This is a genomic window from Pseudomonas sp. S11P7 (genome assembly GCF_023195435.1).
Lineage (GTDB): Bacteria > Pseudomonadota > Gammaproteobacteria > Pseudomonadales > Pseudomonadaceae > Aquipseudomonas > Aquipseudomonas fluorescens_G.
This window is the reverse complement of the sequence record NZ_JALPKS020000002.1, coordinates 1,233,119-1,249,904: the sequence shown is the minus strand read 5'-3', so window position 1 is coordinate 1,249,904 and position 16,786 is coordinate 1,233,119. Positions and strand designations below refer to the sequence as shown.

The 16,786-nt window shown below is 60.6% G+C and carries 20 protein-coding genes; 10 read left to right on the top strand and 10 right to left on the bottom strand.

Annotation, left to right across the window (positions count from 1 at the left end):
• The first annotated feature begins 114 nt into the window (after positions 1–114).
• Positions 115–1,461, top strand: a complete 1,347-nt coding sequence (locus M0746_RS05820; protein ID WP_258448471.1) for a class II 3-deoxy-7-phosphoheptulonate synthase — start codon at positions 115–117, stop codon at positions 1,459–1,461.
• Positions 1,462–1,557: 96 nt separating this feature from the next.
• Here the strand turns inward: M0746_RS05820 and M0746_RS05815 are convergent, their stop codons facing one another.
• Positions 1,558–2,784: a winged helix-turn-helix domain-containing protein gene (locus tag M0746_RS05815; protein ID WP_258448470.1), complete on the bottom strand. Its 1,227-nt coding sequence runs from the start codon at positions 2,782–2,784 to the stop codon at positions 1,558–1,560.
• 64 nt (positions 2,785–2,848) lie between these two features.
• Positions 2,849–3,070 (bottom strand): DUF1127 domain-containing protein, encoded by a 222-nt coding sequence (locus tag M0746_RS05810; RefSeq protein ID WP_258448469.1) that lies wholly within the window; start codon positions 3,068–3,070, stop codon positions 2,849–2,851.
• Between the two features lie 97 nt (positions 3,071–3,167).
• On the opposite strand from M0746_RS05810, the gene M0746_RS05805 reads away from it, so the two are divergent.
• Positions 3,168–4,022 (top strand): LysR substrate-binding domain-containing protein, encoded by an 855-nt coding sequence (locus M0746_RS05805; RefSeq protein ID WP_208941064.1) that lies wholly within the window; start codon positions 3,168–3,170, stop codon positions 4,020–4,022.
• Here M0746_RS05805 and M0746_RS05800 read toward each other — a convergent pair.
• Positions 4,012–4,761: a sulfite exporter TauE/SafE family protein gene (locus M0746_RS05800; protein ID WP_208940308.1), complete on the bottom strand. Its 750-nt coding sequence runs from the start codon at positions 4,759–4,761 to the stop codon at positions 4,012–4,014. The two genes, M0746_RS05805 and M0746_RS05800, sit on opposite strands and share 11 nt — an antisense overlap.
• 107 nt (positions 4,762–4,868) lie before the next feature.
• Between M0746_RS05800 and M0746_RS05795 the strand changes: the two genes are divergently transcribed.
• From M0746_RS05795 to M0746_RS05780, 4 genes are all read left to right on the top strand, one after another.
• Positions 4,869–5,825 (top strand): LysR family transcriptional regulator, encoded by a 957-nt coding sequence (locus tag M0746_RS05795; RefSeq protein ID WP_258448468.1) that lies wholly within the window; start codon positions 4,869–4,871, stop codon positions 5,823–5,825.
• An 81-nt stretch (positions 5,826–5,906) separates the two neighbouring features.
• Positions 5,907–6,362 (top strand): MarR family winged helix-turn-helix transcriptional regulator, encoded by a 456-nt coding sequence (locus M0746_RS05790; RefSeq protein ID WP_208940306.1) that lies wholly within the window; start codon positions 5,907–5,909, stop codon positions 6,360–6,362.
• A gap of 327 nt (positions 6,363–6,689) precedes the next feature.
• Positions 6,690–7,109 (top strand): organic hydroperoxide resistance protein, encoded by a 420-nt coding sequence (locus M0746_RS05785; RefSeq protein ID WP_027613448.1) that lies wholly within the window; start codon positions 6,690–6,692, stop codon positions 7,107–7,109.
• Positions 7,110–7,143: 34 nt separating this feature from the next.
• Positions 7,144–8,154: an alpha/beta hydrolase gene (locus M0746_RS05780; RefSeq protein ID WP_258448467.1), complete on the top strand. Its 1,011-nt coding sequence runs from the start codon at positions 7,144–7,146 to the stop codon at positions 8,152–8,154.
• A gap of 177 nt (positions 8,155–8,331) precedes the next feature.
• Here M0746_RS05780 and M0746_RS05775 read toward each other — a convergent pair whose 3' ends face one another.
• Positions 8,332–8,901 (bottom strand): elongation factor P, encoded by a 570-nt coding sequence (locus M0746_RS05775; RefSeq protein ID WP_208940303.1) that lies wholly within the window; start codon positions 8,899–8,901, stop codon positions 8,332–8,334.
• A gap of 48 nt (positions 8,902–8,949) precedes the next feature.
• Complete coding sequence (gene earP, locus M0746_RS05770) at positions 8,950–10,092, bottom strand: elongation factor P maturation arginine rhamnosyltransferase EarP (RefSeq protein WP_258448466.1); 1,143 nt, start codon at positions 10,090–10,092, stop codon at positions 8,950–8,952.
• Positions 10,093–10,216: 124 nt separating this feature from the next.
• Between earP and M0746_RS05765 the strand changes: the two genes are divergently transcribed.
• Together M0746_RS05765 and M0746_RS05760 are read left to right on the top strand one after the other, a co-directional pair.
• Positions 10,217–10,633, top strand: coding sequence for a hypothetical protein (locus M0746_RS05765; RefSeq protein ID WP_258448465.1), 417 nt, complete (start codon positions 10,217–10,219; stop codon positions 10,631–10,633).
• Positions 10,634–10,635: 2 nt separating this feature from the next.
• Positions 10,636–11,118, top strand: coding sequence for a GreA/GreB family elongation factor (locus M0746_RS05760; RefSeq protein WP_258448464.1), 483 nt, complete (start codon positions 10,636–10,638; stop codon positions 11,116–11,118).
• Between the two features lie 9 nt (positions 11,119–11,127).
• Here the strand turns inward: M0746_RS05760 and cysB are convergent, their stop codons facing one another.
• The 5 genes from cysB to M0746_RS05735 all read right to left on the bottom strand — a co-directional run bounded on the left by cysB (position 11,128) and on the right by M0746_RS05735 (position 15,081).
• A complete protein-coding gene (gene cysB, locus M0746_RS05755) occupies positions 11,128–12,102 on the bottom strand; it encodes an HTH-type transcriptional regulator CysB (protein ID WP_208940300.1) in 975 nt (324 codons plus the stop codon).
• Positions 12,103–12,214: 112 nt separating this feature from the next.
• Positions 12,215–12,718 (bottom strand): universal stress protein, encoded by a 504-nt coding sequence (locus M0746_RS05750; RefSeq protein WP_090284968.1) that lies wholly within the window; start codon positions 12,716–12,718, stop codon positions 12,215–12,217.
• Positions 12,719–12,814: 96 nt separating this feature from the next.
• Positions 12,815–13,720, bottom strand: a complete 906-nt coding sequence (locus M0746_RS05745) for a 5'-nucleotidase (protein WP_090284970.1) — start codon at positions 13,718–13,720, stop codon at positions 12,815–12,817.
• A 21-nt stretch (positions 13,721–13,741) separates the two neighbouring features.
• Complete coding sequence (locus M0746_RS05740) at positions 13,742–14,695, bottom strand: putative 2-dehydropantoate 2-reductase (RefSeq protein WP_258448463.1); 954 nt, start codon at positions 14,693–14,695, stop codon at positions 13,742–13,744.
• On the bottom strand, positions 14,695–15,081 hold the full coding sequence (locus M0746_RS05735; protein WP_208940297.1) for a thioredoxin family protein: 387 nt from the start codon (positions 15,079–15,081) through the stop codon (positions 14,695–14,697). The genes M0746_RS05740 and M0746_RS05735 overlap by 1 nt, the downstream gene beginning before the upstream one ends.
• On the opposite strand from M0746_RS05735, the gene M0746_RS05730 reads away from it, so the two are divergent.
• Both M0746_RS05730 and M0746_RS05725 read left to right on the top strand, forming a co-directional pair.
• A complete protein-coding gene (locus M0746_RS05730; RefSeq protein ID WP_258448462.1) occupies positions 15,080–15,523 on the top strand; it encodes a PilZ domain-containing protein in 444 nt (147 codons plus the stop codon). The two genes, M0746_RS05735 and M0746_RS05730, sit on opposite strands and share 2 nt — an antisense overlap.
• Positions 15,524–15,652: 129 nt before the next feature.
• Positions 15,653–16,729, top strand: a complete 1,077-nt coding sequence (locus M0746_RS05725) for a 3-deoxy-7-phosphoheptulonate synthase (RefSeq protein WP_090284978.1) — start codon at positions 15,653–15,655, stop codon at positions 16,727–16,729.
• The last annotated feature ends 57 nt before the right edge of the window (positions 16,730–16,786 follow it).

The window sequence follows — 16,786 nt, the reverse complement described above, 5'->3', positions numbered from 1 at the left end:
GCACCGCTGTGGTGCCGTGGCAAAGCGGCGATTGTCGGTGATGGGGCGGGAACAGGTCACGCACTAATTGCTGCTACCATGGCGTTCCCCTGCGTATGAAACTTCGAGACCGTGATGAGCCAACCGTGGAGCCCTGACAGCTGGCGCGCCTTGCCGATCCAGCAACAACCGCAATACCCCGACGCCGCGCACCTGCGCCAGGTCGAGCAAACGCTGGCCAGCTACCCGCCACTGGTGTTCGCCGGCGAAGCGCGCGAGCTGCGCCGGCAGTTTGCCGAAGTCACCCAGGGCCGGGCCTTCCTGTTGCAGGGCGGCGATTGTGCGGAAAGCTTCGCCGAATTCTCCGCTGCAAAGATTCGCGACACCTTTAAAGTGTTGCTGCAAATGGCGATCGTCATGACCTTCGCCGCCGGTTGCCCAGTGGTCAAAGTCGGGCGGATGGCCGGTCAGTTCGCCAAACCGCGCTCGGCCAACGATGAGACGATCGAAGGCGTGACGCTGCCGGCGTATCGCGGCGATATCGTCAACGGCATCGGTTTCGACGAAAAGAGCCGCGTGCCCGATCCAGAGCGCCTGCTGCAGTCCTATCACCAGTCCACCGCAACCCTGAACCTGCTGCGCGCCTTCGCTCAGGGCGGGTTTGCCGACCTGCACCAAGTGCACAAGTGGAATCTGGACTTCATCGCCAACTCGGCGCTGGCCGAGAAGTACAGCCACCTCGCCGACCGCATCGATGAAACCCTGGCGTTCATGCGCGCCTGCGGCATGGACAGCTCGCCGCAATTGCGCGAAACCAGTTTCTTCACCGCCCACGAGGCACTGCTGCTGAACTACGAAGAAGCTTTCGTGCGCCGCGACAGCCTGACCAACGATTACTACGATTGCTCGGCGCACATGCTGTGGATCGGCGACCGCACCCGTCAGCTCGACGGCGCGCATGTGGAATTCCTGCGCGGGGTGAACAACCCGATTGGAGTCAAGGTCGGCCCGAGCATGAACCCTGATGACCTGATCCGCCTGATCGATGTGCTCAACCCGAACAACGATCCCGGCCGTCTGAACCTGATCGCGCGGATGGGCGCGAACAAGGTCGGCGATCATTTGCCAGCGCTGATCCGCGCGGTGCAGCGTGAAGGCAAGCAAGTGCTGTGGAGCTCCGACCCGATGCACGGCAACACCATCAAGGCCAGCAGCGGCTACAAGACCCGCGACTTTGCGCAGATTCTTGGTGAAGTGAAGCAGTTCTTCCAGGTGCACGAAGCGGAAGGCAGTTACGCCGGCGGCATTCATATCGAGATGACCGGGCAGAACGTCACCGAATGCATCGGTGGTGCACGGCCGATCACCGAGGATGGCTTGTCGGACCGTTATCACACTCATTGTGATCCGCGGATGAATGCTGACCAGTCGCTGGAACTGGCGTTTTTGATTGCCGAGACTTTGAAGCAGGTTCGGCGCTAGACCGCATAGCCCCGATTCGCGAGCAGGCTCGCTCCCACAGGGTTCGCGACACGACGCTGAACCTGTGGGAGCGAGCCTGCTCGCGAAGGCGTCAGTTCAGCCAGTATCAATCTGCGCCAATGCCACCCGCAACCGGCCAGCACTCTCGCGCTGACAGTTGAGCTGCACCCGCGCCAGTCCCAGCCAACTTGCCATCCGTTGCAAATTCACCGCCAGCGCCAGCATCCCCTCCTCATCCAGCCCGGTCTCTTCCTCGTGCACCGCATGCACCGCCAACTGCCCCGCTGCTCGCTCGGCACGCAGATCGACCCGCGCGGCGATCCGCTCGTTGTGCAAAAACGGCAACACGTAATAGCCATAGACCCGCTTGGGTTGCGGCGTGTAAATCTCCAGCCGATAGCGGAAATCGAACAGGCGCTCGGTGCGGCTGCGTTCCCAGATCAGCGAATCGAATGGCGATAACAGCGCACTGGCGATAACCTTGCGCGGCACCTTGGGCTCCGGCAGGCAATAGGCGATCTGCCGCCAGTCGGCGACTTCGCACCTCTGCAATTGTCCCGCCTCGACCAGTTCGGCCAGGCGCGGCCGCGCGTCCGTCGGGCTCAAGCGGAAATAATCACGCAAGTCTTTCTCGGTACCGACGCCCACCGATCGCGCCGCATGCAGCAACAGCCCGCGTTGCGCCTCGGCCTCATCAGGCATCGGCCGTTGCAGGATCGCCGCGGGGATCACCCGTTCGGGCAAATCGTATAAACGCTCAAAACCGCGTCGCCCGGCCACGGTCACCTCACCAGCGGCAAACAACCATTCCAGCGCAAGCTTTTCCGAGCTCCAGTCCCACCACGGGCCGGCCTTGTCTTCGCGAGTCGACAAACTGCCAGCGCCCAAGGCGCCCTGCTCTTCTACCGATGCCAGCACGCGGCGAATGGTCTCTTGCTGTTCGCGACCGAACTTCGCCAATTGCTGATAGATGTCCTCGCCGCGTCTGGCGCGCTGCATGCGCCAGCCCAGCAACGAGTACATCGACTGCGGCAGCAGCGACGCTTCATGGCCCCAGTATTCGAACAATGTGCGCCGACGCCCCGAACTCCAGGCAGCCCGGTCGAGCAACTCAGAGGAATAAGAACCGAGACGGGAAAACAGCGGCAGGTAGTGCGAGCGCACCACGGCGTTGACGGAGTCGATTTGCAGCAGACCGAGGCGTTCGATCAGCCGGTTGAGATGGTTCGCGTTGACGGTCGGCGGCTGGCGCCCGTTGAACCCTTGGGCAGCCAGCGCCAGACGTCGCGCCTGTTTGAGGGAAAAGGACATCGTCGCGGGCATTTATTCCTCCATGTCTGCTCGCAACCTACCTCACCTGAAAGGGGTTTGTGTAGCGATGGCCTCATCATTTATGCATCGGATCGTCCCAGAACGGCCGCACCGCTTCGTGCTCAACATCGGCACGACTGACCCCGATGTCCTTCAACGCTTCGTCACTCAGACTGGCGAGCAACTCGCGTTCACGGTGCAGTTCGTACCAGCGGCTAAACTTGTGCAGCAGATCGGAAACGATATGGCCGTGGCCGGACAGCTGTTCTTCGTTTACATACTCTCTTTGACCTTTCATCGTCTTGCCTCCTTTTGTGGATGGCTCAAGTCTCGTCCCGGCGCTAAGATCAATCCAACGAATGTTTCTGATGGCATGCATCACGGAGATTCATCAATTGTCCGCGTACCCCAGTATCGATACCGATGTCTTGCGCACCTTTGTGGCGATTGCCGATCAGGGCGGTTTCACCCGCGCCGGCGAAATGGTCAACCGCACGCAATCGGCGGTGAGCATGCAGATGAAGCGCCTGGAAGAGGACGTGTTGCAGCGCCAGTTGTTCGAGCGCGATGGCCGTCAGGTGCGTCTCACCGCCGAAGGCCAGGTGTTGCTCGGCTACGCGCGACGCATCCTCAAGTTGCACAGCGAGGTGTTCAACACCTTGCGCGAGCCACACATGGTCGGCACCGTGCGCATCGGCACGCCGGATGATTACGTGATGCGTTTTCTGCCGGGGATTCTCTCGCGGTTTGCGCAGTTCTATCCGCTGATCCAGATCGAGGTGCATTGCGAGTCGAGCAAACAGCTGCTGCAGCGCACCGATCTGGATTTGTCGATCGTCACCCGCGAGCCGGGTAACGAGATTGGTCAACTGCTGCGCAAGGAGCGTTTCGTCTGGGCCGAGGCGCAAAACTTCAGCGCCCATGAGCAGACGCCGTTGCCGCTGGCGATGTTCAACAGTGATTGTTTCTGCCGCTTATGGGCGTGCAATGCGCTGGACGCGATGGGCCGTGATTACCGCATCGCCTACAACAGCAGCAGCCTGTCGGCACTGATGGCTGTGGTCAGCGCGGGCCTGGCGATCACCGCGCAGTTGGAAAGTCTCATCACCCCGGACCTGCGCATTCTTGGCGCCGCCGAAGATTTACCGGTGCTTCCCGAGGCCAGCATCATGCTGATCCGCAACCTGAACAACCCGTCGCCGATCACTGAATGCCTGGCCGAGCACATCGTCGAAGGCTTCAAACTTTAAACGCGAGCATCACCGCACATAGCACCAGAAAACCGCAGAACAGCCCGCGCAGAAGTTTTTCCGGCATCGCGTGGGCGACTTTCACGCCCCAACTGATGCTGGCCAGACCACCGAGCGCCAGTGGCAAGCCGATCATCCAGTCGACTTCGTGGTGTACCGCGTAGGTCACCAAGGTTACGCCGGTGCTGGGCAGAGCCAGTGCCAGGGACAAGCCCTGAGCGACCACCTGAGTGGTGCCGAACAAACTGGTCAGCACGGGCGTCGCCACCACTGCCCCGCCCACCCCAAACAAACCGCCCATGGTTCCCGAAGCGGCGCCGAGCACACCGAGCCACGGCCACGAGTAGCGCATTTGCGAGGTCGCCGCGGGTGCCGGGCCGAACATCTTCAACAGGTTGTACGCCGACAACGCCACCAGAAAAGCCACGAAACCGATGCGCATGGTTTGCGCGTCGATGCCCACCGCCCAGATCGAACCGAGCCAGGCGAAGCAAAAGCCCATCAGCGCCAACGGTAGCGCATGGCGCACCTCGATGCGATTGCGCTGGTGATAACGCCACAGCGCCAGCATCACGTTCGGTACCACCATTACCAGCGCCGTGCCTTGGGCGATCTGCTGATCGAGCCCGAACCACACACCGAGCAACGGAATGGCGATCAAGCCGCCGCCGATACCGAAAATACCGCCGAGTGTGCCGAGCGCCGCGCCGAACAACAGGTACAACAAGAATTCCATCACCGCACATTCCTCTTCGTCAGGGCCGCCATGCTACGCAGTCGTGGCTGGCGGGGAAACGCATAGCAACGCACAATGGCTGTGCCGATTCCGCATAAGCGCTCAACACCATGAACCCCAATCAATTGACCGATCAGCTCGGACTGTTTCTCGATGTACTGGAAAGCGGCAGTTTTTCCGCCGCCGCGCGCCGCCATCCGTTAACGCCCTCGGCGGTCGCCCGACGCATCGACAATCTCGAAAGCGCGGTGGGCAGCCAGTTGTTCGTGCGCAGCACCCATGCGGTGCGCGCAACGCCGGCCGGTCTGGCTTTTGCTGAGCGCGCACGGCGAATTGTTGCCGAGCTGCAATTGGCCCGCGCCGAAGCGGTGTCGCTGAGCAGTGCCCCCGAAGGCCTGATCCGTATCGACGCGCCCGCCGCGTTCGGACGCCGCCATCTGGCGCCGATGATCGCTGACTTTCTGCTGTTATACCCGGGCCTGGATGTGCAGTTGCATTTGATTGACAGCTTTATCGACATGGACGGGGCTAACCTGGGCAAAGTCGATCTGGTCCTGCGCGCCGGGCAACTGGCCGACACGCGTCTGGTCGCCACGCCGCTGGCAAGCATCGTGCGCATCGCCTGTGCCAGCCCCGATTACCTGAAACGCCGTGGCGTGCCGAGCCATCCCGCGCAATTGAATGAACACGACGGGCTTGACTGGGACGGCCTCGCCCCGCCCTTCGCCTGGCGCTTTCAACTCGACGGGCACCTGCAGTTGCACCGTCCGGCCCGCATCCGCCTGAGCGCCAACAATGCCGAGGCGCTGGTCTGTGGCGCTTTGGCCGGACTGGGTATCGCTCATCTGCCGACGTGGCTGGCCAGCGAATACCTGCTGCGCGGCGAACTGCTGCCGCTGTTCTGCGACAACGGCTTGCCCGAAGCAGAGTCCGCGGGCATTTACGCTTTGCGTATGGGCCAACAAACCCATTCGCGCAGCCGCTTGCTCTTGGAATACCTGAAAACCCGCTTCAACCCTGTCCCTCCGTGGGATCTGGCGTTGCAACGGGATCTTGGCCGGCACTAGGTTCAAGACTCGGGGAAAATTATCTGGCGCATTAAAGGTTCGAGCGCTAGATTCATTGCATCATTGAACAAGGCTTGCACCATGACTTCCGAACGTGACACCTGCGACGACCTGCTACTGGCTAACCAGGCCTGCTTCGCCCTGCATTCCACTTCGCTGATGATGACCAAGGTCTACAAGCCGCTGCTGCAGGCGCTGAACCTGACCTATCCGCAGTACCTGGCGATGATGGTGTTGTGGGAACAGGATGGGTTGACGGTCGGAGAAATCAGCACACGCCTGCTCACCGATCCGGGCTCGCTGACGCCACTGCTCAAGCGTCTGGAAGCGGAAGGCCTGCTCAGCCGCACGCGCAGTCGCGAGGATGAACGGGTGGTCATCGTTGAATTGACCGAACAAGGCCGCGCCCTGCGCGATAAGGCGCAAAGCATCCCCCAGTGCATTCTTGGGGCCAGCGGCTTTACCCTGGAGCGCCTGCAAAAGCTGCAAGCGGAATTGCAAGCACTGCGCGGGCATTTGCAAGACAGCCTGAATTAAACCCCGCTACGTCCCCCTGTAGGAGTGAGCCTGCTCGCGATAGCGCTGGGTCAGGCAGCACATGTATTTCTGACTGACCGCTATCGCGAGCAGGCTCACTCCTACACTTGATCTCCTTCGCCTGAAAAATATTTTCAACTATCAAGTCCCCGCTAACCCCTCTATTTCAATGCTCTCCAGCTGATTGATCGTTCGAAGAGCACGATCGGCATAACTTTTTTGAAGATTTATCTTGCGCACTAAACATTAGCGCTATACATTCTCTTCACACCTACTTAGCGCGCAAACAATTAGCGCACAACATCACAACCCAACGAGGCTCACACCATGCAAACTCTCTACACCGCAATCGCAACTTCCACCGGCGGCCGTGACGGTCGTGCGATCTCCAGCGACAACATCCTCGACGTCAAACTCGCCACGCCGAAAGAACTCGGCGGTGCTGGCGGTGCAGCGACCAACCCTGAGCAACTGTTCGCTGCCGGCTACTCGGCCTGCTTCATCGGCGCGCTGAAATTCGTTGCCAGCCAGACCAAACGCAAGATCCCCGATGACGCTTCGATCACCGCTCACGTCGGCATCGGTCAGATCCCCGGTGGCTTCGGTCTGGACATCGACCTGCACATCAGCCTGCCAGGTCTGGAACAAGCCGATGCGCAAACGCTGGTCGACGCTGCTCACCAGGTCTGCCCGTACTCCAACGCCACCCGCGGCAACGTCGACGTCCGCCTGCACGTCACCGTGTAATCACTGAGCCCCGGCCCGAACAAGGAAATTGACCATGAACACTTTCAGCAAAGTCTTGACCGGTACCCTTCTCGCCCTGTCCGTGCACAGCGCCTTCGCCGGTGATGTCGAACACAACACCCAGGCGTTTCTCGATGTGCTGAATGCCGGCAGCGGCAAGCCGATCGAGCAGCTGTCGCCCAAGGATGCCCGCGCCGTGCTGGTCGGCGCGCAGTCCGGGGTCAAACTGACACTGCCAAAAGCCGATGTCAGCGAGAAGACCATCCAGGTCGATGGCCAACCGTTGAGCCTGACCATCGTCCGGCCGGCCGGGGTCAAGGGCGAGCTGCCGGTGTTCATGTTCTTCCACGGTGGCGGCTGGGTGCTGGGGGATTTCCCGACTCATGAACGTCTGGTCCGTGATCTGGTGGCCGGTTCAGGTGCGGCGGCGGTGTTCGTCAATTACACCCCTTCGCCGGAAGCGCATTACCCGGTGGCGATCAACCAGGCCTACGCCGCCACTAAATGGGTGGCGGAACACGGCAAGGAGATCAACGTCGATGGCAAACGCCTGGCGGTGGCCGGCAACAGCGTCGGCGGCAACATGGCCGCGGTGGTTGCACTGATGGCCAAAGACAAGGGCACCCCGGCGATCAGATTCCAGGCGTTGCTGTGGCCGGTGACCGATGCCAACTTCGATACCGGTTCCTACAACCAGTATGCCGAGGGGCACTTCCTCACCCGCAACATGATGAAGTGGTTCTGGGACAACTACACCACCGACGCCAAACAGCGTAACGAGATCTACGCCTCACCGCTGCGCGCTACCACCGCGCAACTGAAAGGTTTGCCACCCGCACTGGTGCAAACCGCCAGCGCCGATGTACTGCGCGATGAAGGCGAAGCCTACGCACGCAAACTCGACGAAGCCGGTGTGCCGGTAACGTCGGTGCGTTACAACGGCATGATTCACGATTACGGTTTGCTCAACGTGGTCAGCCAGGTGCCGGCGGTGCGTTCGGCGATGTTGCAGGCTTCGCAAGAGCTGAAAGAGCATCTGAAATAAACCCATCCCACATGCAGGAATGAGCCTGCTCGCGAAGGCGGCGTGTCAGTCGATGAAGTGTTGGCTGACAGGTCGCTTTCGCGAGCAGGCTCGCCCCACAGGGGCTCGGGTGATCACATGAGGCACAAAAAAACCCGACTCAATGGTCGGGTTTTTTCTTTCCGTAAAAAGCAGTGCTTATTTCGCACGGCCTTTGTAGGAACCGCCTTCGCGGGTGTCGATTTCGATCTTGTCACCGATTTCGATGAAGTCAGCAACTTGCAGCTCAGTACCGTTGGCCAGCTTGGCTGGCTTCATGACTTTACCGGAAGTGTCGCCACGCGCCGAACCTTCGGTGTAGTCAACTACGCGCACGATGGTGGTCGGCAGTTCTACGGAAACCAGACGGCCTTCGAAGAATACGGCTTCGCAGACGTCTTCCATGCCTTCTTCAACGAACGGCAGAACGGCTTCGATGTCGTCAGCGTTCAGCTCGTACATGGTGTAGTCAGTGGTGTCCATGAACGTGTAAGTGTCACCGCTGATGAACGACAGGGTGGCTTCTTTACGATCCAGGATCACGTCGTCCAGCTTGTCGTCCGCACCGTAAACGGTTTCGGTCTTGTAACCGGTCAGCAGGTTCTTCAGCTTGGTCTTCATGATCGCGCTGTTACGGCCCGACTTGGTGAATTCAGCTTTCTGAACCAGCCAAGGATCGTTGTCGATACGGATCACGGTACCGGGTTTGAGTTCTTTACCAGTTTTCATTGCGAATATCCGAATTTGGATGGGATTTACAAAAATCTAGGCCGCGTATCATATCCAATTTAGGTAAAACTGTACCAGCGCCGTGGCGAGATCCGCCTGCAAGCCCTGTTCCAGACACCACGCCTCGGCATTTTCCTGCAGTTCTGGCCAGTGTTTGCGGGCCGCGAGCCAGTGCTCACCGATCGGCTGACCAGCGCTCCACGCGCGCCACAGACCGTTCATCGCCTCGGCAGCCGCCGGCGACAGTGCTTTGGTGTACAGCGCGAGGAACGCGTCGAGCTTGTCCAGATGGATGTCTTCGTCCTGCTGATAGATGTGCCAGAGCATCGGCCGCCCCGCCCATTGCGCACGCACGAATGAGTCCTCACCGCGCACCGCGTTGAAATCGCAGCACCAGAGCAAATGGTCGTATTGATCCTGACGGACGAACGGCAACACCTGCACGGTGAGCGCCCGGCGCTGATGAATGGCGCCGACGGTCAGCGTCTCCACTTCGAGCCAACGCGCCACATCGCCGAGAATCCGGCCTTCCGGCACCAGCAGATGAGTTGGCGCCTCGGCGGCTGCCAGCACGTCGAGCCAACTGGCCAGCCCGGCATTCTCGTAGGCAAACAGCGAAATCAATTGCGCATCAGGTGCGCGCTCGATGCCTAGCCCTTGCAGGAATTGTCGCTGCGCTGCGGCATCGTTTTGAAACTGCCGACGCTGCTCAAGCAAGCCGCGCTCACGCAACAGTCCGCCGGTGCCTGGCTGGAAACCGGGGAAAAAGAAGATCTTCTGCACCGTTTTATATTTGACCGAGGGCAATCCGTGACAGCCGACGACCCAGTCTTCGGCGCTGAGATAGTCGAGGTTCAGCCACAGCGGCGGGCGTTCACGCGCGGCCATGGCATCCATGTAATCGCTGGGCAGATTGCAGGCGAACGCGGCGATCACCACGTCAGCCGCGTCAGTGTGTACCCACTCAGCGGGCCAGTGCCGCACCTCGACGCCCTGCTGATATTGCTGCGCGGCGTCGATATCGATCTGTGGGCAGAGACGTTCGAAGGCGCGCAGATCATCGACCCACAAGCGCACCGTCAGTGAATGCTCGGCGACCAGTTGCCGGGCCAGGCGCCAGGTCACGCCGATGTCGCCGAAGTTGTCGACGACGGTGCAGAAAATATCCCAGCGGGTGTTCGTTCCAGTCATTCAAGGCTCCCGTTGGCAAAAGCGTCGATTGTCCGCATAAATGCCCTCGCGCAGAAGAGCCGACGCCGATTAATCTTCGTGCGACAATCGCCACTTGCCCGCATTTAACCGCCAGGAGGCAGCCATGCCCTACCGTCCCCGTTCGCGTCGCCCCTTGCCTGTTCAGCTTAGCGCTCTCCATCTGATCGGCAGCATCGCCCTGGGCATGTGGCTGGGCTTTCTCGCCATCGCTCTGACCTGCTGGCTGCTGTCGCGGTTCATCTTCGCCGAGCAGCTTGCGCCGGTCGCGCAGGCCGTGCAGCAGATCACCAATCCGCCTGCGCCTGTTCCGGTGCAAGCCCGGCCGGACATCCCGCCGCAGAGTCCGCTGTTCGAGCAGTACGAAGAAAACCTGCGCAAGAACGAACAGCAGGCTCGACTGGATCAGGCGCGCGCCAATTCGCGCAACGCGTCCAACCCCAAATGCCAATTCTGGCTGCAGCAGGACCAGACCGCGCCCAGCGAAAAGAGCCGCGCCAACGTTTTGCAATTTTGCGATTGATCATGAATAAAAACACAGTCCACCAGCTGATTCTCGACAAATTGCGCATCGATCTCGACATCGCCGAGCGCGCTGCGCAAACCGCTTACGAAACCGCGACTCACGAAGAGAACATTGCCGAAAACAAGTACGACACGCTGGGTCTCGAGGCGTCGTATCTGGCGGCCGGTCAGGCGAAACGGGTCGAAGAGATTCGTCAGTCGCTGGCGCTGTGCCAGAACCTGACGCTGCGTGCCTACGATGAACAGCGCGGCATCGAGATCGGCGCCCTGCTCGGTCTGGAAGACGAAAGAGGCCGCGAGCAATGGCTATTCCTGGCGCCTGATGCAGCCGGTTTGAAGGTCGATGTGGTCGGTCAGCCGATCACCGTTATCACCCCGCGCTCGCCGCTGGGCAAAAGCCTGCTGGGCAAGTTCGAGGGCGATGAGGTGGAGATTCTGGTGGCGGGCACCCGGCAACAATTCGCGGTCACCGAGGTGCTCTGAGACAGCGGATCAGTGAACCGGCAGTTCGACGCCGTCGAACAGTTCTTCCAGTTCCTGCTTGTTGTGGCATTGAATGGCTCTGGCCATGACTTCGCGGGTCAGGTGAGGGGCGAATTTCTCGATGAAGTCGCACATGAAACCACGCAAGAACGTGCCGCGACGGAAACCGATCTTGGTCACGCTCGACTCGAACAACTCGCTGGCGTCGAGCACCACCAGATCGTTGTCGAGTTTGGTGTCGACCGCCATTTTAGCGACGATGCCCACGCCCAGACCCAGGCGCACGTAGGTTTTGATCACGTCGGCGTCGGCGGCGGTGAACACCACTTTCGGGGTCAGGCCGCGATGACTGAAGGCTTCGTCGAGTTTCGAACGGCCGGTGAAACCGAACACATACGTCACGATCGGGTATTCGGCGAGGGCTTCCAGCGTCAGCTTCGGCAGCTTGGTCAGCGGGTGGCCCTGGGGCACAACCACGCAACGGTTCCAGCGGTAGCACGGCATCATCACCAGATCGCCGAACAGCTCCAGCGCTTCGGTGGCAATGGCGAAATCGACGGTGCCGTCAGCGGCCATTTCGGCGATTTGCATCGGCGAGCCTTGATGCATGTGCAGGGCCACGTCGGGATATTGTTTGATGAAATTGCTGATCACCGGTGGCAGCGCGTAACGGGCCTGGGTGTGCGTAGTGGCGATCGACAGGGTGCCCTTTTTCTCGTTGGAGAACTCCTGAGCGATCTGCTTGATGCTCTCGACCTTGCGCAGAATCTCGCCAGCGGTGGTGATGATGCGCTCGCCAGCCGGGGTGACGCGGGTCAGGTGTTTGCCGCTGCGGGCAAACACTTCGACGCCCAGTTCGTCTTCCAGCAGACGGATTTGCTTACTGATGCCCGGTTGTGAGGTGTAAAGGCTTTGGGCTGTAGCGGAAACGTTGAGGTCGTGGTGCGCCACTTCCCAGATGTAGCGCAGTTGTTGAAGCTTCATATCAATCCCTCAAAGCAGGTAGACGCCACGGGCATCAGCGACGGTATATAACTATATTAATGGTTTGAAGAATAAATCTAGAACTTTTTCATCAAAGCGCCATTATTTTGCCTCAGCGATCTTCGCGCCGCCGACGCTCGACCAGCGGCACCAGATAAACCGGCACCTTGGCCAATTGCAGGACCCGCGCCGCCGTCCGCCCCAAGGGTGTTTCCGCGCCGACCCCGTGGCTGTGACTGCCTACGATCAGCAGATCGACCGAGAGTTTCTGCACCTGGTCGAGAATCACCTGCGACGGATCGCCCTGCAGTACGCGCACCGCACGTATGCGCTGCAGATCCAGTTCGCCATCGTCGCCGAGTTCTTCGCGAAAGCTCTCCAGCACGCGCTGCTCGATATTGGCGATGACTGTTTTCAGACCCTGGCTGTGGAATTCGTTCAATGCCTGCTCGTCGAGATAACTCTGCAACACCGATTCGGCGAACAGCCCCATCGGCTCCACCGCGTGCACCACATACAGATCGGCATTGAACGTGCGCGCCAGCGCCAGGGCATGCTGCATCACGAACGGGGCGTACAGACCGAGGTCAGTGGCATACAGCATCGAACGAATCATATGACCTCCTCGCAAGCCAACATGGCGGAGATTGATTCAGCTTAGCAGTGCCTTGACGAGTACGACGGGCGAGGCAACGTCTTGAGCCAAAGGGCTTTAAATCGATGGTTCGTTGCTGATGCCGTGGGGCACATGGCCGGTGGCAACCACTTCGCGGGCCAGCTCGCAATGCCCGGTCTGATCATCGAAGAACACGTCGGCAGCGAAGGCTTCGAGGAACGCCGATTTGGTCAGACCGCCGAGAAACAGCGATTCATCGAGACGGATGTCCCACTCGCGCAAGGTGCGGATGACCCGCTCATGGGCCGGAGCCGAGCGTGCGGTGACCAGTGCGGTACGGATCGGGCAGTCATCATCGGGAAACTCGCGCTGGAGCAGATTGAGCGCCGCGAGAAAGCCCTTGAACGGGCCGCCGCGCAACGGCTCGCGCGCCGACTCGCGTTCCTTGGCCTGAAACGCTGCGAGGCCGCCGGACTGATAAATGCGCTCCGACTCGTCAGAAAAAATCACCGCGTCGCCGTCGAAAGCGATGCGCAATTCGTCACTGGCAGCACGGCTGGCGCCACCGGACAGAATCGTCGCCGCGGCAAAACCGGCGTCCAGCGCCGCGCGCACATCCTCGGCGTGGGTGGACAGAAACAGGTCGCAGCCAAAGGCTTTCAGATAAGGATAAGGACTGCGCCCGCCGACAAACGCCGCGCGGGAGATCGCCAGACCGTAATGATGGATCGAGTTGAACACGCGCAGCCCGGTGTCGGCGCTGTTGCGCGAGACCAGAATCACTTCGACCCGCGCACGGCCGAGGCGGCTGTTCAGGCTCAGCAGTTTTTCCACCAGCGGGAAGGCATCACCGGGCGCGAGAATCTCGTCCTCGTGTTCGATCTGATATTGCCGATAGGCCTCAACGCCACTCGACAGGTAGACCTTGTGGCTTTCGCTCAGGTCGAACAAGGCACGCGACGAGATCGCCAGCACCAGTTTGTCATCGATGTTGTTGGCCATGTTTTCCCCCAGAGCGACCGGTTAAAGGTTGCGTCGGTCGATAAATCCCAAAGTGCGGTACAGCGATTCGATGCGCGGCAGTTCGCAGCCTGCCGCTTTCGCGGCTGCCAATGGCCGAGCATAGATCGCTTCCAGCTCCATCGGCCGCTTGTGCAAAAAGTCGTGGTACATGCTCGGCCAGTAGTCGGGCATTTTGTCGGTCATCGTAAACAGGTAATCCGCGTAGCCCGGCGGCATATCGTGGCCACAAGCCTTGGCGCCCTGCACCACTTCGACCATCAGCGCCTGGATCAACGTGCGGCTGTCGGCATCGGCCATCAGCGCGCGGGTGCCGGCACCCAGCAATACCGAAAGTCCATTGTAGGGAATGTTCCACACCAGTTTCTGCCAGCGTGCCTGATGCAGATTGGGCATCGCCTGGGAATCGATCCCGGCAGCGCGAAACAGCCCGGCGCCCTCTTCGACAATCGCCATGCGCGCCAGCTCATCAATGGCCGGACCGCTGTGGTAACCGATGTTCACCGCGCCCAAGGCTTGATGAGTGATCACGCCGGGGCCTTCGCGATGGACGCAGATCAGGCACAAGCCGCCCAGCAGATGCAGGGAATCGGGGAGCAGTCGGCGCAAGCTGTCTTCGACGTCGAGGCCGTTCTGCAGCAACAGCACTTTGGCGTCGGGCTTGGCCGCCTCGATAATCGCCGGCGCCAGATCGGCGTTGCTGGTGGTTTTCGCGCCGACCAGCAGCCAGTCGCACTTGGGCATGTCGGCAGCGGCGCAATAGGCCTGCGCCGGATTCAGCGTCAGCGGGCCATGCACGGCGCTGTTGACCTGCAAGCCACGTTCAGCCACCGCCGGAAACTCGCTGCGCAACAGAAAGTGCACATCGAAGCCCGCACGCGCCAGCATCACCCCGTAAAAACCGCCAATCGCCCCGGTGCCGATAATCCCCACCACGGGTTTGTGCTCTGCCCCCATCACGGCAACTCCTCTGCAGTTCGACCCAATGCCTGCGCCAACGCGGCGTTCAACGCATCGGCAGTCAGGCGCGTGTGCAATGCGCCAAAGAACTCGCCGTCGCGTACCACAAACAGCGCCGGCAAATGAAATACCTGATAACGCTCGACCAGTCCGCCGTTGTCGCCGGCATCGATCCAGCACAGGTGATCGACGGCCAACGCCAGCCCCGGCAACACTTCGCGGGCATAGCGGCAACTGGCGCAGCCGACGCTGGTGAATATCACCAGGGAAACGCCACTCATCGCCAACAGGCGCTGGTCGGCGTCGAAATCGGTCAGTTCGGATTCGACCACTATACTGGGGGAAACAATGTCAGATGGCCGACACAGGGAGTCCGTGCTCATGGGACGTTTCATTCCTCATCCGGACGAAGTGCCGGTTGAATTGACGTTGCTCAAGCCTGAATGCATTTCCAGACAACAGCTGCACACTATCAGCCTCGGCGGCATCGCTTGCAATTACCACCGCGCATGGCGCCATGGCACCGCGTTGCAGGTGCGCATGCCAAGCGTGAATGCCGAGCTGTGTTACCCGGGCTATGTGGCGTGGTGTCTGCGGCGCAAAAAAGGTTACCTGGTGGGCATCGCGTTCACCGACGAGCAGACGCTGTTCAGTGCGCGAATGGGTGAGCAGGTGTGTCAGATCGAGCGCTTCTACCGCATGAAAAACAGCCACGACGATCTGCAGGATATTCAGGCGCTGGCCCTGCAATGGGTCGAGCAGCACGCTGACGAGTTCTCCCACGACACCGTGCACAAGGCTTTTATGCCGCCGACATTGGACTAAAGCGCTGTTTGCCCATTGTCGAGCAGCGCCCGACGCGCTAAGGTTCGGCTCCCCCGACGCGCTAAATCTGCTGTGCCCCGCCGCGCGGGGATCGCTGGCGGCCGGCACCCGTGACCTGACGAGTAAACGATGGCTGATTTACCGATCAACGACCTGAACGTCGCCTCTAACGAGACCCTGATCACTCCCGATCAGCTCAAGCGCGATATCCCTCTGAGCGATGCCGCCCTGCGCACCGTCACCAAGGGCCGCGAAGTCATTCGCAACATTCTTGACGGCACCGACCACCGTCTGTTCGTCGTGATCGGCCCGTGCTCGATCCATGACATCAAGGCTGCCCACGAATACGCCGATCGCCTCAAGGTGCTGGCCGAAGAAGTTTCCGACACCCTGTATCTGGTGATGCGCGTGTACTTCGAAAAGCCGCGCACCACCGTAGGCTGGAAAGGCCTGATCAACGACCCGTACCTGGATGACTCGTTCAAGATTCAGGACGGCCTGCATATCGGTCGCCAGTTGCTGCTGGATCTGGCGGAAAAAGGCCTGCCGACCGCCACCGAAGCCCTCGACCCGATCTCGCCGCAGTACTTGCAGGACCTGATCAGCTGGTCGGCGATTGGCGCGCGCACCACCGAATCGCAGACCCACCGGGAAATGGCTTCCGGCCTGTCCTCGGCGGTCGGCTTCAAGAACGGCACCGATGGCGGCCTGACCGTGGCGATCAACGCCCTGCAGTCAGTGTCGAGCCCGCACCGCTTCCTCGGTATCAACCAGGAAGGCGGCGTGTCGATCGTCACCACCAAAGGCAACGCCTACGGTCACGTGGTGCTGCGCGGCGGTAACGGCAAGCCGAACTACGATTCGGTCAGCGTCGCCCTGTGCGAGCAGGCGCTGAACAAGGCCAAGATCAAGCCGAACATCATGGTCGATTGCAGCCACGCCAACTCCAACAAGGACCCGGCCCTGCAACCGCTGGTGATGGAAAACGTCGCCAACCAGATCCTTGAAGGCAACCAGTCGATCATCGGCCTGATGGTCGAGAGCCATCTGAACTGGGGCTGCCAGGCGATCCCCAAAGACCTCGCCGATCTGCAATACGGCGTGTCGATCACCGACGCGTGCATCGACTGGTCCGCCACCGAAACCACCCTGCGCAGCATGCACGCCAAGCTCAAGGACGTATTGCCGAAACGTCAGCGCACCTGATCGACGTTTTGCAGGCACAAAAAAACGCCGGGCAGTGCCCGGCGTTTTTGTGTGTGC

Excerpts from the sequence above, each read along its gene's own strand:
- M0746_RS05740 (WP_258448463.1), bottom strand. The coding sequence starts at position 14,695 with ATGGGGGCAGAGCACAAACCCGTGGTGGGGATTATCGGCACCGGGGCG.
- M0746_RS05810 (WP_258448469.1), bottom strand. The coding sequence starts at position 3,070 with ATGAAAGGTCAAAGAGAGTATGTAAACGAAGAACAGCTGTCCGGCCAC.
- M0746_RS05725 (WP_090284978.1), top strand. The coding sequence starts at position 15,653 with ATGGCTGATTTACCGATCAACGACCTGAACGTCGCCTCTAACGAGACC.
- M0746_RS05815 (WP_258448470.1), bottom strand. The coding sequence starts at position 2,784 with ATGCCCGCGACGATGTCCTTTTCCCTCAAACAGGCGCGACGTCTGGCG.
- M0746_RS05795 (WP_258448468.1), top strand. The coding sequence starts at position 4,869 with ATGAACCCCAATCAATTGACCGATCAGCTCGGACTGTTTCTCGATGTA.
- M0746_RS05820 (WP_258448471.1), top strand. The coding sequence starts at position 115 with ATGAGCCAACCGTGGAGCCCTGACAGCTGGCGCGCCTTGCCGATCCAG.
- M0746_RS05745 (WP_090284970.1), bottom strand. The coding sequence starts at position 13,720 with ATGGCCAACAACATCGATGACAAACTGGTGCTGGCGATCTCGTCGCGT.
- M0746_RS05760 (WP_258448464.1), top strand. The coding sequence starts at position 10,636 with ATGAATAAAAACACAGTCCACCAGCTGATTCTCGACAAATTGCGCATC.
- cysB (WP_208940300.1), bottom strand. The coding sequence starts at position 12,102 with ATGAAGCTTCAACAACTGCGCTACATCTGGGAAGTGGCGCACCACGAC.
- earP (WP_258448466.1), bottom strand. The coding sequence starts at position 10,092 with ATGACTGGAACGAACACCCGCTGGGATATTTTCTGCACCGTCGTCGAC.
- M0746_RS05775 (WP_208940303.1), bottom strand. The coding sequence starts at position 8,901 with ATGAAAACTGGTAAAGAACTCAAACCCGGTACCGTGATCCGTATCGAC.
- M0746_RS05780 (WP_258448467.1), top strand. The coding sequence starts at position 7,144 with ATGAACACTTTCAGCAAAGTCTTGACCGGTACCCTTCTCGCCCTGTCC.
- M0746_RS05785 (WP_027613448.1), top strand. The coding sequence starts at position 6,690 with ATGCAAACTCTCTACACCGCAATCGCAACTTCCACCGGCGGCCGTGAC.
- M0746_RS05730 (WP_258448462.1), top strand. The coding sequence starts at position 15,080 with ATGGGACGTTTCATTCCTCATCCGGACGAAGTGCCGGTTGAATTGACG.
- M0746_RS05765 (WP_258448465.1), top strand. The coding sequence starts at position 10,217 with ATGCCCTACCGTCCCCGTTCGCGTCGCCCCTTGCCTGTTCAGCTTAGC.
- M0746_RS05790 (WP_208940306.1), top strand. The coding sequence starts at position 5,907 with ATGACTTCCGAACGTGACACCTGCGACGACCTGCTACTGGCTAACCAG.
- M0746_RS05735 (WP_208940297.1), bottom strand. The coding sequence starts at position 15,081 with ATGAGCACGGACTCCCTGTGTCGGCCATCTGACATTGTTTCCCCCAGT.
- M0746_RS05750 (WP_090284968.1), bottom strand. The coding sequence starts at position 12,718 with ATGATTCGTTCGATGCTGTATGCCACTGACCTCGGTCTGTACGCCCCG.